At 63.7% G+C, this 11,779-nt stretch carries 14 protein-coding genes; 7 read left to right on the top strand and 7 right to left on the bottom strand.

What is annotated here, in order from left to right; translation table 11 throughout:
• Nucleotides 1-227: 227 nt before the first annotated feature.
• Nucleotides 228-884 (bottom strand): DUF1345 domain-containing protein, encoded by a 657-nt coding sequence (locus U5A58_RS18455; RefSeq protein ID WP_321909759.1) that lies wholly within the window; start codon nt 882-884, stop codon nt 228-230.
• A gap of 279 nt (nt 885-1,163) precedes the next feature.
• Here U5A58_RS18455 and U5A58_RS18450 point away from each other — a divergent pair, with 279 nt between their 5' ends.
• The 3 genes from U5A58_RS18450 to U5A58_RS18440 all read left to right on the top strand — a co-directional run bounded on the left by U5A58_RS18450 (nt 1,164) and on the right by U5A58_RS18440 (nt 3,945).
• Nucleotides 1,164-1,397, top strand: coding sequence for a sugar dehydrogenase complex small subunit (locus U5A58_RS18450; protein ID WP_415774246.1), 234 nt, complete (start codon nt 1,164-1,166; stop codon nt 1,395-1,397).
• 212 nt (nt 1,398-1,609) lie between these two features.
• A complete protein-coding gene (locus tag U5A58_RS18445; protein ID WP_415774251.1) occupies nt 1,610-3,013 on the top strand; it encodes a c-type cytochrome in 1,404 nt (467 codons plus the stop codon).
• 191 nt (nt 3,014-3,204) lie between these two features.
• Nucleotides 3,205-3,945, top strand: a complete 741-nt coding sequence (locus tag U5A58_RS18440; protein WP_321962519.1) for a metallophosphoesterase — start codon at nt 3,205-3,207, stop codon at nt 3,943-3,945.
• 14 nt (nt 3,946-3,959) lie between these two features.
• Here the strand turns inward: U5A58_RS18440 and U5A58_RS18435 are convergent, their stop codons facing one another.
• Together U5A58_RS18435 and U5A58_RS18430 are read right to left on the bottom strand one after the other, a co-directional pair.
• Nucleotides 3,960-4,661: an RES family NAD+ phosphorylase gene (locus U5A58_RS18435; protein ID WP_321962518.1), complete on the bottom strand. Its 702-nt coding sequence runs from the start codon at nt 4,659-4,661 to the stop codon at nt 3,960-3,962.
• Nucleotides 4,658-5,086 (bottom strand): MbcA/ParS/Xre antitoxin family protein, encoded by a 429-nt coding sequence (locus U5A58_RS18430; RefSeq protein ID WP_321962517.1) that lies wholly within the window; start codon nt 5,084-5,086, stop codon nt 4,658-4,660. The genes U5A58_RS18435 and U5A58_RS18430 overlap by 4 nt, the downstream gene beginning before the upstream one ends.
• 146 nt (nt 5,087-5,232) lie before the next feature.
• On the opposite strand from U5A58_RS18430, the gene U5A58_RS18425 reads away from it, so the two are divergent.
• Nucleotides 5,233-5,670, top strand: a complete 438-nt coding sequence (locus U5A58_RS18425; protein ID WP_321962516.1) for a hypothetical protein — start codon at nt 5,233-5,235, stop codon at nt 5,668-5,670.
• Between the two features lie 7 nt (nt 5,671-5,677).
• On the opposite strand, the gene U5A58_RS18420 is transcribed toward U5A58_RS18425, so the two are convergent.
• Nucleotides 5,678-6,529 carry a LysR family transcriptional regulator gene (locus tag U5A58_RS18420; RefSeq protein WP_321962515.1) on the bottom strand — a complete coding sequence of 284 codons (852 nt, stop codon included), beginning with the start codon at nt 6,527-6,529 and terminating at the stop codon, nt 5,678-5,680.
• A 100-nt stretch (nt 6,530-6,629) separates the two neighbouring features.
• Here U5A58_RS18420 and U5A58_RS18415 point away from each other — a divergent pair, with 100 nt between their 5' ends.
• The gene (locus U5A58_RS18415) at nt 6,630-7,013 is read left to right on the top strand and encodes a tautomerase family protein (RefSeq protein WP_321909743.1); all 384 of its coding nucleotides are present in this window, start codon (nt 6,630-6,632) and stop codon (nt 7,011-7,013) included.
• A 62-nt stretch (nt 7,014-7,075) separates the two neighbouring features.
• Here U5A58_RS18415 and U5A58_RS18410 read toward each other — a convergent pair whose 3' ends face one another.
• Nucleotides 7,076-7,627, bottom strand: coding sequence for a TetR/AcrR family transcriptional regulator (locus U5A58_RS18410; protein WP_321962514.1), 552 nt, complete (start codon nt 7,625-7,627; stop codon nt 7,076-7,078).
• Between the two features lie 166 nt (nt 7,628-7,793).
• Between U5A58_RS18410 and U5A58_RS18405 the strand changes: the two genes are divergently transcribed.
• Both U5A58_RS18405 and U5A58_RS18400 read left to right on the top strand, forming a co-directional pair.
• A complete protein-coding gene (locus tag U5A58_RS18405) occupies nt 7,794-8,432 on the top strand; it encodes a DUF3313 domain-containing protein (RefSeq protein WP_321962558.1) in 639 nt (212 codons plus the stop codon).
• Between the two features lie 96 nt (nt 8,433-8,528).
• A complete protein-coding gene (locus U5A58_RS18400) occupies nt 8,529-10,031 on the top strand; it encodes an intermembrane transport protein PqiB (RefSeq protein ID WP_321962513.1) in 1,503 nt (500 codons plus the stop codon).
• Between the two features lie 36 nt (nt 10,032-10,067).
• On the opposite strand, the gene ppk2 is transcribed toward U5A58_RS18400, so the two are convergent.
• Nucleotides 10,068-11,159: a polyphosphate kinase 2 gene (gene ppk2 / locus U5A58_RS18395; RefSeq protein WP_415774245.1), complete on the bottom strand. Its 1,092-nt coding sequence runs from the start codon at nt 11,157-11,159 to the stop codon at nt 10,068-10,070.
• 203 nt (nt 11,160-11,362) lie between these two features.
• Nucleotides 11,363-11,581: a YdcH family protein gene (locus U5A58_RS18390; RefSeq protein WP_158760529.1), complete on the bottom strand. Its 219-nt coding sequence runs from the start codon at nt 11,579-11,581 to the stop codon at nt 11,363-11,365.
• Nucleotides 11,582-11,779 lie beyond the last annotated feature (198 nt).

Below are 11,779 nucleotides of genomic sequence, written 5' to 3'. Positions count from 1 at the left end.
CCTGTTCAGAGTAGTGCAAGAGCAGGCCGGAACCAAACCGCTTGCGCCGCGTGGCGACTTGCGGAGAAGGGCAGCAAGGCACATGCCCATGATGCATGAGGGCGCGCGCCGCTGCGCGCAGATGGACATTCGCAGGGTCCTGGGCGCAAGGACAGGCGAATCGACAGGAGAAACCGGCGTGGATTGCCGGTATCCGTTGCACCGGCGAAAAAAGGAAAAAAGACGGCTTAGCTACCGACCATGCTCGCGGCGATGTTCACGCAGAGCCCTAGCACAGAAACGTTGAAATAGAACGACAAAATCGATTGCGCAAGGACACCGCGCCGCGCGCTACGCCCGCGCAGGCCGATATCGGCGGTTTGCGAGGCGCACGCGATGGTGAATGAAAAGTACAGAAAGTCCCAGTAATTCGGCGTGAGTTTTTTGTCGGGAAACACGAGGGCGGGCTCGTTGGGATCGGAGCCGTAGTAAAGGCGCGCGTAGTGCAGCGTGAAGATCGTGGGAATGAGAAACCACGCTCCGATGAGCGTTGCGCCCGTGAGTAGCGAATGCAGCACTTTCGAGGCCGTGCCGAGTTCTTTTGTCGTGCCCAGTTCGATGACGATGGCGACGATGCTCGCGACCGTGGCCGTGCAGATCAGGAACAGCACGGTGCCCGCGTTCTGGTCTTCGCGGCGGGCATTCGCGCGCACGCTCTCTTCGTTTGCGAACACCATGTGCAGCCAGATCAGCACAAGGTAGGTCCACACCGTGGCGTCCCAGCCTAGCAACACGCGCGCCGAAGTGCGGATCGAGGCGGGTGCGAACGTGCCGAGCACGATGCCCACGGCGATGGCGATCATCATGTGCGGCCGGTTGCGCAGCACCTGCGGGATGAGCTTCATGGCGTGACGCGCGAAGGGAGCGGGGTGATGAACGATTGCGGCGATTCTACCGTGCGAGGCCTCGAGCGGTGGCGCGCTGTTATGCCCGGCATGCAAGCTTTCGGTTTGTCTTATCGGGCCATAACGGGCTATATTGCTTGCGCAACGCGGCAAGGTGCTTTCGAAATCAGCGCAACGACGGGTGCATATGCAGTGATCCGCGTTCAATGACGATAGCAAACGTTTTTGTCGTTATCAGGCATCAAACGTCGCCCCTTCGGGCGGCAAGGTCGTGGCGGGGTGCCCTCCGATACCGTGACCACTGCGCTCAAGACCGATCAGCCGGAACTCGCCTCGATGGTGGGCGACGTCATGCGCGCGTGGTATCTCGGTCTCGTGGGCGAGACGCCGAACGTGCAGGTGGTGGCCTTTGAAAAGGCGTTGATGTTCGACCCCGCCAACGACGTGCTCACGATTCCTTCGTATTGCCGCGACGTGTCGTTCTACTGGACGCACAAACCCGCTGGCGAATAGCGAAACAAGAAGCGAAACACCAAGCGCGCACATAACGGATCGCGCCAGGTCCCCACAACGAGAGCCAACGGTAGAGGTCGACAACGTATGCGCAGATCGCGCAGCTTTTCGGCGGCATGGACATCGCGTTCGACGACACCTTCGCGCCCAACCATCACATCATGGGCACGACGATCATGGACTGCGGCACGAGCTTTGAAGCGAGCCAGACGATGAAAATAGCGAAGTCCCCCGCCACGGCCACCGCCAATCACGAGCGAGAGAGGCGCGCGCGTGCCGCCATCGCGGCCGCGCTATTCTGTGCCTTTGCGCTTTATATCGCGTGGCACGCGTCGCACGAATCGCAAACGCGTCCCATCGACGAACTGCCGATGTCCACGGCGCGCGGCGACGATACCTCCATACCCACTGCGGACGTGGACAAGTCCGACCTCGTCAAGCGCGGCGCCTATCTCACGCGCGTAGGCGATTGCGCCGCGTGTCATACCGCCGACCCAGGCCGACCCTTTGCGGGCGGGCGGTCCATCGGCACGCCGTTTGGAAAAATCTATACGCCAAACATCACGCCGGACCCCGACACCGGCATCGGCCAATGGAGCGATACCGACTTCGTGCGCGCGCTGCACGAAGGCATCGGCAAGGCCGGCGAGCGGCTCTATCCCGCGTTCCCTTACGTCGAATTCACGCGCATGACCGAGCAGGACATGCTCGCGATCCGCGCGTATCTGAACACGCTCGCGCCGGTGCACTACAGGCCGCCCGCGAACAAGCTGCGCTTTCCGTTCAACCAGCGCTGGCTGATGATCGTGTGGAATCTCTTCAACTTCAACGAAGGCCGCTTCGTGCCGGACCCGAAGCGAAGCCCGGAATACAACCGCGGCGCCTACCTCGTCGAAGGCGTTGCGCATTGCGAGGCGTGCCACACGCCGCGCAATTTCATGCAGGGCCTCAAGACGACCGAGCGCTTCTCGGGCGCAACGCAGGCGGGCTGGCAGGCGTACAACATCACGCCCGACCGCACGAGCGGCATTGGCAACTGGAGCGACGACGCGCTGATCGCCTACCTTTCCACGGGCGTCGCCGGGGGCCACGCGAGCGCAGCGGGCCCGATGGCAGATGTCGTCCAGCATTCGACGCAATATCTGAAGCACGAAGACCTGCGCTCGATCGTGGCGTATCTGCGTGCGCTGCCGCCGGTTTCGGGCGGTGTGACGCGGCCGCGCGATGCGTGGGGCATGCCGGCCGCTGACGACATTACCAGCCTGCGCGGCACGGCCATCACCACCGTCAGCGGCCTGCAGCTATTCGTGGCGAACTGCGCGAGCTGCCACCGCTGGACCGGCGAGGGCGTGGGGGGAAACGCGCTGGGAGCGCTTCCATCGCTCGTTCACAACAGCGTGGTGGGCGTGCCGAGCCCGGACAACCTCGCGACGGTGATCCTGCACGGCGTGAGGCGCCAAACGAAGGACAGCGACGTGCGGATGCCGGCGTTCGCCGATGAATTGAACAACGAACAGGTGGCGGCGATTTCCAACTACGTGACGAAGCGGTTTGGCAACCCGCAGGCCACGCTCACGGCCGATCAGGTCGCGGCGCTGCGCGCTCAGCCCCAGTAATTACAGGGGGCGCCGGGACTTTGCGCCACGCGCACGGTGGCGGCAACACCAGCGACGGCCACAAGCGCGTATGCTGTAAGAGCAGGCACGCCGCTTGCGTGCAGTCTGCCTCGTGACGCGCCCCTCGCAATTGATGTCGAAACGATATTTGGCGCTCATATGGCCCACTCACACAGCGCTATGATGAAGTGATGACGCATACACCTGACGCTCTCGTGCAGCACCATGCCGCCAACCTTGCAGGTCGCGATTTCGTTGTAGGCGACTTGCATGGTTGCGTGGAGGCGTTGCGCTATCTTTTGCGCGAAGTGGAGTTCGACACTGCGCGGGACCGGCTGTTTTCGGTGGGTGATCTCGTTGACCGGGGCGAACGCGAGCAGTGCGAACAGGCACTCGCGTTGCTCGATAAACCGTGGTTCTACGCCGTGCTGGGCAATCACGAAGACGCGTTGTGCGCCGTGGCCGAAGGGCGTATGCCGCGCAATCGCTGGTATGGCATCGGCGGCGGCTGGGCGCAGAGCGTGCCTGACGCCGAACTCGTGAAGTATGCGCACCGGCTGCGTCAATTGCCGCTGGCACGCGTGGTGGGTGAAGGCGAAAAGCGCTTCAACATCATTCACGCAGAATTTTTCGGCGACGATGCTGCACTCGACAGCGGCCAGTTCAATTCCGAAGTGCGCGAGCGCATGCTGTGGGGACGCGATCTCGTGCTCGGCACTGGCGATCCGGCGCGCCATGCGCTCTCGCTCACGTTCTGCGGGCATACGCCGGTGCGTGAAGTGCGGCAGATCGGCTCGCAGGTGTTCATCGACACCGGCGCGTTCATTACCGAAGGACGCCTTACCATGGTCGAGGCGCTCACGTCGCGCATCTGGTCGATCTCGCAGGTCGAAGCGCTCGCGCACGGCGCGGCCGCGATCGTGCTGCCCTGAGGCTTGCCTTCGGGCTACACGATGCGGTTCAACTCGAACACCATGTCGATGGTGTGCCCATTCCAGTTGTATTCCAGATACGCCGCGTGATGGCACGCGCGCAACAGCGTCGTGCTGAGCGCGGCGAGACATTCGCCGTCCTCGTCGCGCACCGACGGATACGCAATGCCGGGCGCACGCGCCTCGCGGGCGGCGCGGCCTAGCGCCTGGCCGGCTGTGTAGTCGTCGGGCGACAGCACGCTCGGGTCGAGCGCGGGGTCGCCGCGCAAATCGATCACCTCGCCCTGCGCCATCACTGTGTAGAGCCGCATTTGCTGCCGGATGGGCGGCTCATTCGTGGCCGCAAGAAAAAGCCCCGAGTGATAGCGTGTTTCCGCTACGGCGGTGGCACGCGAGCGCGCGCAATAGAACACGCCGTAGGTGCCGTCGGAAAAACGGCTGCCCTGCGGATTCAGATGCGTGAAGGCCGCCATGATCGGGCCATAGCCCGGGCCGAAGCGGCGTTCCTCGCGTGGCACGAGATCGAGGTCGCCGGTTTCAGTGCGCAGGCGGTCGTTGGTGAGCGCTTCGAGCGCGTAGAGCGCCTCGAAGTCTTCCGCAGAGGCCACACGGTCGAACAGGTTCACGGCCGGAAAGCGAGTGGGAATCACCCTGAACGCGGGTGACCAGGTGAGCTGCGCGCTGCGCCAGCGGTCTTGCCAGTTCGATTGCGTCACGCCCAGCCGCCTCGCATTGCGTCGAGATACTGGCGCACCGCCACGAGGTCGCTGACATTGCCGGCCAGCATGCGGTCGAGCGCGCGCCGGCCGCCAAAGGGCGGCGCGCTGTTGGGGCGCTTGATCCAGGTGTCGGCGGAGGTGGGTTGGGGCAGGAGAATCTGCAGCGCCTTATAGATGCCGAGCAGCAGCGAAAGGCGTTCGAGTGTGTCGCGGCCGAGCCGGGCGGTTTGCGGGGACTGCTTCCACTTGAAGAACGTGGATCGGCCCGGCGAGCCGAGCAGAATAATCTGCTCTTCGGCGCTCAGGTCCCAGTCGCCCGCAATTCGGAAGAACGCCCTCAGCCCCGCCGCCGACATTTCGGTGAGCGATGGCTCGGCGCCGGGACGGCGCGACGGCGTGACGGAGGCAGTGGCAGGTGGCATGGTGGTCGAGTCCCGAAATGAACTTTTAGTTGATATTAGTCCATATGTAGATTATTGCAAGTTTTGACTCGGTATAATCCTCGCCGGACATCGAGACGGCATAAGGGGAGAGACGGGTGCGGGCAGGCGTATTGATAGTTGCGGCAATGACGTTTGCCGCGCCGGTGTGGGCATCGGGGCAGGCGAAAACGGCAGGGGCGCATGCGGGGCAGGGAACCACGGCTGCGCCGCATGGGGCGCATGGTGCTGGGGCTTCGCACACGACTGGACGCCCTGCGCATGCAGGCGGTTCCCTGCATGCGAGCGCCCCGCACCACGCCGTGAAGGCCGGCAAGCCATCGCACGATAAGGGTCACACCACGGCGCAGCGGCATACGCCCGGTGACGTCCATGCGGCGGCACGAACGCATCATCCGGCTTCTGGCGCGGCACCCGCGCCCAAAACGGTCACGCAAAAGCGGCCCGCGCCGAAGCCGGCCGCGGTGCGTCCCGCGCCGCGCCGCAAGCTCGTGGTGGATGTGCCGCCGCCGCACATCCAGCGCGCGATTCCCGCGCCGCACGCACTGCCGCCCATCCTGAGCTGAGAGTGGTTCAGCCCGTGCCGAGCCCCGAAGCGAACAATTGCAGCGTCGCGGCGGTCCTGGGCTCGCGCACCCGCGAGTGAAGCATCACTTGCGAAGCCGGCAACGCGGGCAAGCCGAGCCGCGCACCGACGTCGATGAGTTCGCGCGGCGCGACGCGGCGTGCCAGCGGCGACACCGCAAGACCCGCTGCCAGCGCGGCACCCACCGCCGCGACGCCGCCACCCACAAATACTTCCGTCCACGCCACGCCTGCGGCGTCGAGCGCGCGAACCGCCGCGGCCCGCACTGCGCACGGCGCGGCGAGCAGCGCGAGCGGCAGCGCCGTGCCGGGCTGCCACTGCCACTGCGGTGCCGCCAGCCAGACGAGTGGCTCCGCGAAGAGCCTGCGGGCATCGTCGCGCGGCGCCTCTTCTTCCTCTTGACGGACGATAACGGCATCGAGCCGCCGCTCGTCGTACTGCGCGAGCAACTGCGCGGAAAGCCCCAGATGCAGCTCGATCACGAGCCCGGGATCATGAATGCGAAGCTGGGCGAGCTGGCGCGCCAGGTTCGCGTCCGCGACATGCTCGCTCAGGCCGAGCGTGAGCCGCCGCTCGTCGCCAGAAAGCGCCCCGAGCGCGCGCTCATGCGCGCCGAGAAGGTCGCGCGCTGCGGCGAGGAATGTGAGACCGTCCGCCGAAAGCCGGACGACGCGCGGCGTGCGCTCGAGCAACTGCTTGCCCAGATGCGCTTCGAGTCGCTTGAGCTTGAGACTCACGGCCGATTGCGTGGTGTCGAGCGCGTCGGCGGCGCGCGTGAAGCTGCGCAGCTCGGCGACGAGCACGAAGGCGCGCACGGCGTCGAGATCCAGTGGTTTCATTTCAGATGAAAATGGATGAAATATCTATCTATGTCTGTTTGTGATGATAGATCGCGCCTAAGCTGATGTCACGTCAAACCCATCGAAGAAGGAGCTCGACATGCCATTCACTCGTATCGCTGTTCGTGCAGGCAAGCCCGCCACCTACCGCAAGGCGCTCACGCAGGGCATTCATCAGGCGCTCATGGAGGTTTTCAAGGCGCCGGAAGACGACATCTTCATGGTCGTCACTGAACACGATGCCGATAACTTCGTGTTCGGCCGGCATTACCTCGGGATCGAGCGCAGCGACGATCTGGTCATGATCCAGATCGCGGTGAGCAATACGCGCGGGCAGGATCAGAAGAAGGCGCTATTCGCGCAGATCGCCGAAAACCTCGCGCGCGATCCGGGGGTGAGGCGAGAGGACGTGTTCGTCAATCTCGTGGATGTCGCGCGGGAAAACTGGTCGTTTGGGAACGGGGTGGCGCAGTACGCGACCTGAGCGAGCGGTTTCGTGTTGCTGCGGTCAACGTGCCTCGCGATCGCTTTCGCGAGGCCGCCGCATTACCACTTCTTCTCGTCGAGCAGCCGGTCGAAAAGCCGTTCCCGCAACGCGTCGGGCACGGCAGAAAGCCCGAGCAGTGCACTGAACGCAATACCGCTAGCGGCAAAGTAGCGTAGCAGCGAGAGTTCGAGATCGCGTGCCTCGGCCTGCAGCTGTTCCATCTTGGCCGTGTCCTGGGCCTTCAGGTCTTCGAGCAGCGCCGGGCTTTCGACCAGGGCCGCGAGCACCGCGCGCGCCACGGAGTCTGGCTGGTTGATCGATTCCCTGAAAATCGCGATCTGCGCCGACAGCACCGGTTCTGCGAGGGACTCGCCGCCGGCGGCCAGGTGATCTTGTGCGATCTGCGCAAATTGCTCCCGCTGACGATCGAGCAGCGCGCGCAGCACGCCCAGTTTGTTGCGAAACTGGTGCAGCAGCCCACCCTTGCTGATGCCGCTTTCGCGCGCGAGCGCATCGAATGTCAGGCCGCCGACCCCGTCGCGGGTCAGGATTGCAAGTGCCGCGTCAATCGCCTTTCTGCGGGAAATCTCGGAACGTGTCTGGTTATCCATGGGCGTGATTGTACCCCTGCATGATTCTGTAAACAAACCGGATAGACGGTTTACATCTTTTTAGACCGATGCTACGCTTCGTCTCGTCTTGAACCCGGCCGGATGCCAGGCGGTATTCGGTCATTTCCAAAAGGATGCCTTCGTGCTCAACACCCGCCTTCTCCATATGTCATCGGCTTGCGTAGCATTCCTAACGTTATCCGCCTGTGTGGGCGTACAGCCGGTCGCCTATGGCAGCCTCGCTTCGTCTTCCCAACTCAAGGAGAACCGGGACAGCGACGCCGCCCAAACGCCGTTCCGGTATGCGGCGCCGGTGCTCTGGTCGCGCTACTCGCAGGTCATCGTCGATCCGGTCGTGGTATATCAAGGCGGCGACAATCAGTTCGGCGACTTGTCGGATTCGGACAAGGACGTGCTCGCCGCCTACATGCACAAGACGTTTGCCGATACGCTGTCCAGGCGCTTCGACCTCGCGACCGAGCCTTCGCCCGCTACGCTGCGCGTGAAGCTCACGTTGACCGGCGCGGAAAAAACGACTGCCGTGATCGGCCAGGCAATGCACTTCGACATCGCGGGCAATCTCTACAACGGTGTACAGGCGATCAGGGGCGGCAAGGGGGCGTTCAGCGGATCGGTGTCGTATGCCGTGGAGGTTTACGACAGTGCGTCGGGCCGTCTGCTGCGCGCCTATGTGACGAAGCAATACCCGAATGCGATGAATCTGGCCGCCGCATTCGGCACCCTGAGTGCGGCGAGGACCGGCATCGACAAGGGCGCCGATGCGCTCGTCGAGCAGCTGCGCTAACGGGCGCGCGGTCGTGAGGGCGTTGTGAATGTCCGTCGGCGGTGGCGCTCCGCTGTCTGGGTCGCCTGGCTTTTTGCGAACCTGGCTGGCGGCCTGATGCTGGCTCAAACGCTGGCTCAAGCGCTGGCGCAGCGCAGTACGCGCGTGACGGTGAGCTTTGCGTCCGGCGCCGGGCTCGCAGCCGGGAAAACGCCGGTGCGATATCGAGGCGTGGCAATTGGCCGGCTCGAACATTTGCGTGTGTCGGCAGACGGTCAGCGCGTCGATGCCGAACTGAGACTCGATGCCGCCGGGCAACGCGTCGCGACGTGCGGCACGAAATTCTGGGTCGTGCGTCCGCGCATTGACGTGAAGAACATCTCGGGGCTCATGACCGCCATATCGGGAACCTGGATCGACGTCGATATCGATGTGCATTCGCTTAGGGCGTGCGACACGTTCACCGGCTTCGACACGCCGCCGGCAATCACGAGCGACGACGATGGCACGCGTTTCGTGATTCGCGCCCCCACGCTTGGCTCGCTGAACGCCGGCTCACCCGTTTATTTTCACGGTGTGCAGGTCGGACAGGTGCTCGGCTATTCACTGGCGCGCAGGGGCGACGCCGTCCGCATCGGTGTTTTCGTCAGGAGACCTTTCGATCGTCTGGTGGCCTCCGATACGCGATGGTGGCAGGCGAGCGGTGTCGAACTCAAGGTCGATTCCAGCGGCATGCGCCTGGAGACCCCTGCGCCCGCGGCGTTGGTCGCGGGCGCAGTTGCATTCGATACGCCGCGTGGGAGCGTGCATGCCGTGTCCTCCACGAGCGTCGAGGAATTTCAACTCGCGGATAGCCGCGCAGACGCCATGCGTGCGAACGAAGGTCCGCCTGCAGTCGTGCGTATGCGTTTCGCGCAATCGGTACGGGGGTTGTCGGTGGGGGCGCCTGTCGAGTTCCGCGGTGTCGAGCTGGGTACGGTCACGGCGATCGATATCGACCTCAAACCCGAAAGCGGCCGTTTCGACATGCTGGTCACACTGAGCCTTTTTCCCTCCCGGCTCGGCCGCAGTTACCGCGCCGCGCTTGGCGACGGCGCAGGCGCGGCGGGTAAAGATCTGCTGCGGCAGCTCGTTGCTCAGGGCCTGCGCGCGCAGCTACGCACGGGCAGTCTCTTGACGGGGCAGAAGTACGTCGCACTCGATGTCTTTGCGCACGCCCCCGCGGCCCGCGTCGACACGGATCGCTCGCCAGTCGAGTTGCCGACGGTGCCCAACTCACTTGAAGAACTGCAAGACCAGTTGTCGAACATCGTGCGCCGGCTCGACCGCATGCCGCTGCAGGAGATCGGAGGCAATCTGGACGTCTCGCTGCAGCAGTCGAATGTCTTGTTTGCGCGGCTCGATACGCAGATCGTGCCGGCTGCGCGTTCGACGCTCGCATCCGCGCAACGGGCGTTTCGTTCGGCGAACGAGATGCTCGACCAGGCTTCACCGCAGCAGCGCGATGTTCATCAGGCATTGGCCGAGCTGCGGCGTACGCTGGCCAGCCTGAACGTCCTGTCCGATTATCTCGAACGCCACCCGGAGGCACTGATTTGGGGGAAGCGCTCGGACCGATGAAGCGGAAAGGCCGATTGTGGAGAGCGCAACACACCTCTACAGCGCCCGACTCACCAGCAACGGATCGACTACCCCAATCGCCTCCCCATCCCGGCTTGCATAAGGCAGCTTATGCAGCACGAACCGCATGGCATTCAGCCGTGCGCGCTTCTTGCAATCGGAGCGAACGACGGTCCACGGCGCATCGGCCGTGTCGGTTTGCGAGAACATCGCCTCCTTTGCCTGCGTATACGCTTCCCACTTGTCGAGAGAAGCGAGATCAACAGGGCTCAGCTTCCATTGCTTGAGCGGATGCACTTTGCGCTCCTTGAAGCGCCTGCGCTGCTCCGCGCGGCTCACCGAGAACCAGAACTTGATCAGGTGGATGCCGCTGCGAATCAGTTGCCGTTCGAACTCCGGCGCTTGTTGCATGAAATCTGCGTATTCCTCAGGCGTGCAGAAGCCCATGACATGCTCGACGCCCGCGCGGTTGTACCAGGACCGATCGAACAGCACGATCTCTCCCGCCGAAGGCAGATGCTGCACATAACGCTGGAAATACCACTGGCCGCGTTCGACTTCGGTGGGCTTTTCGAGCGCCACCACGCGCGCGCCGCGCGGGTTCAGATGCTCCATGAAGCGCTTGATCGTGCCGCCCTTGCCGGCGGCGTCGCGGCCCTCGAACAGGATCACCACGCGCTGACCGGTTTCGCGCACCCACGCCTGAAGCTTGAGCAATTCGACCTGCAGCCGATACTTCTGCCGCTCGTAGGCGCGGCGCGACATCAAATTACGATACGGATAGCCGCCTTCGCGCCAGCCAGCGGCAAGTTCCTCGTCGGGGTGGCGCGTGCGTGAGTTGCGCCAGTCGGCAGGGTTGGCTTCGAGAATCAGGCTGCGCAATTGGGCGGCTTCGTCGGGTGACATGCCTTGCATCAATGCCGCGATCGACTCGAGCAACCTGGCGGGCGGATTTTGCTCGGCGTGAGCGCGCGTGACGAGATCATGGACAGCGCCTGCGATGACTTCGCTCGCGGACTCGACGGCACTGTCGACGGTGCGCAACTCGGCGCTGTGGGGCGTGACGAGCGGCAGGCGCGCGGCGGGGCTGGTGTCGTCGGAGGCGGAGTAGGGAATGGATTTGGGCATGATGTAGGCGAACGCGGAGAGCGGAGTGCGTGCGAAGTGACTCGCATTCAAAGCGGGAGCATCGAAGCGAAAGGAATAACGCGTGAGCGGCACCAGGGCGCAGGGAAGCCGTCGCGGCTTGATTAGCAGGCGCGACAGCGCAAAGCCGGCGGTCGATGGCCAGCGCCGGCACACTGGCGGCCAGCGCTGGACGCCGCCTGGTTTCAGGCGTTCGCCGCTTTTCTCAGGATCAGGTAAAGCGAGTCCTTGAGTTGGAGCTTTTCCTTTTTCAACTGCTCGACTTCCATGCCATGCGAAGCCACGACGCCGGCCTCCATGTTCTTGATCTGTTGGTCGAGCTCGTTGTGACGATGAAAAATGCGGGCGAAATGGTCGTCTTGAATCTTGAGGCGCGAAATCAAATCTCGGTATTCTGGGAACACTCAACACTCCTTACAGATAGTCAAAATGGGAGAAATTGAAACGTAATTATTTTTCCACCGTCTCGTCGTGGCAGTCTTGACCATCATCAGAGACCCGCTGGAAGGGTCAGGGACGTTACCTGGGGCGTCGAGGCGCGCTCGCGTGTACCATCGATCGCGTCGTCGCTGTTCCTGGCTCTCTATCCCCTTGCACTGTTC

The organism is Paraburkholderia sp. J7 (assembly GCF_905220155.1).
GTDB lineage: Bacteria > Pseudomonadota > Gammaproteobacteria > Burkholderiales > Burkholderiaceae > Paraburkholderia.
Note: the sequence above shows the minus strand (reverse complement) of the source record. Positions and strands in the feature narration are given on the sequence as shown.

What these genes read in the sequence shown, in the direction of transcription:
- U5A58_RS18410 (WP_321962514.1), bottom strand. Translation starts at nt 7,627, where the DNA reads ATGGATAACCAGACACGTTCCGAGATTTCCCGCAGAAAGGCGATTGAC.
- U5A58_RS18455 (WP_321909759.1), bottom strand. Translation starts at nt 884, where the DNA reads ATGAAGCTCATCCCGCAGGTGCTGCGCAACCGGCCGCACATGATGATC.
- U5A58_RS18445 (WP_415774251.1), top strand. Translation starts at nt 1,610, where the DNA reads ATGAAAATAGCGAAGTCCCCCGCCACGGCCACCGCCAATCACGAGCGA.
- U5A58_RS18405 (WP_321962558.1), top strand. Translation starts at nt 7,794, where the DNA reads ATGTCATCGGCTTGCGTAGCATTCCTAACGTTATCCGCCTGTGTGGGC.
- ppk2 (WP_415774245.1), bottom strand. Translation starts at nt 11,159, where the DNA reads ATGCCCAAATCCATTCCCTACTCCGCCTCCGACGACACCAGCCCCGCC.
- U5A58_RS18420 (WP_321962515.1), bottom strand. Translation starts at nt 6,529, where the DNA reads ATGAAACCACTGGATCTCGACGCCGTGCGCGCCTTCGTGCTCGTCGCC.
- U5A58_RS18440 (WP_321962519.1), top strand. Translation starts at nt 3,205, where the DNA reads ATGACGCATACACCTGACGCTCTCGTGCAGCACCATGCCGCCAACCTT.
- U5A58_RS18430 (WP_321962517.1), bottom strand. Translation starts at nt 5,086, where the DNA reads ATGCCACCTGCCACTGCCTCCGTCACGCCGTCGCGCCGTCCCGGCGCC.
- U5A58_RS18425 (WP_321962516.1), top strand. Translation starts at nt 5,233, where the DNA reads ATGACGTTTGCCGCGCCGGTGTGGGCATCGGGGCAGGCGAAAACGGCA.
- U5A58_RS18415 (WP_321909743.1), top strand. Translation starts at nt 6,630, where the DNA reads ATGCCATTCACTCGTATCGCTGTTCGTGCAGGCAAGCCCGCCACCTAC.
- U5A58_RS18400 (WP_321962513.1), top strand. Translation starts at nt 8,529, where the DNA reads ATGCTGGCTCAAACGCTGGCTCAAGCGCTGGCGCAGCGCAGTACGCGC.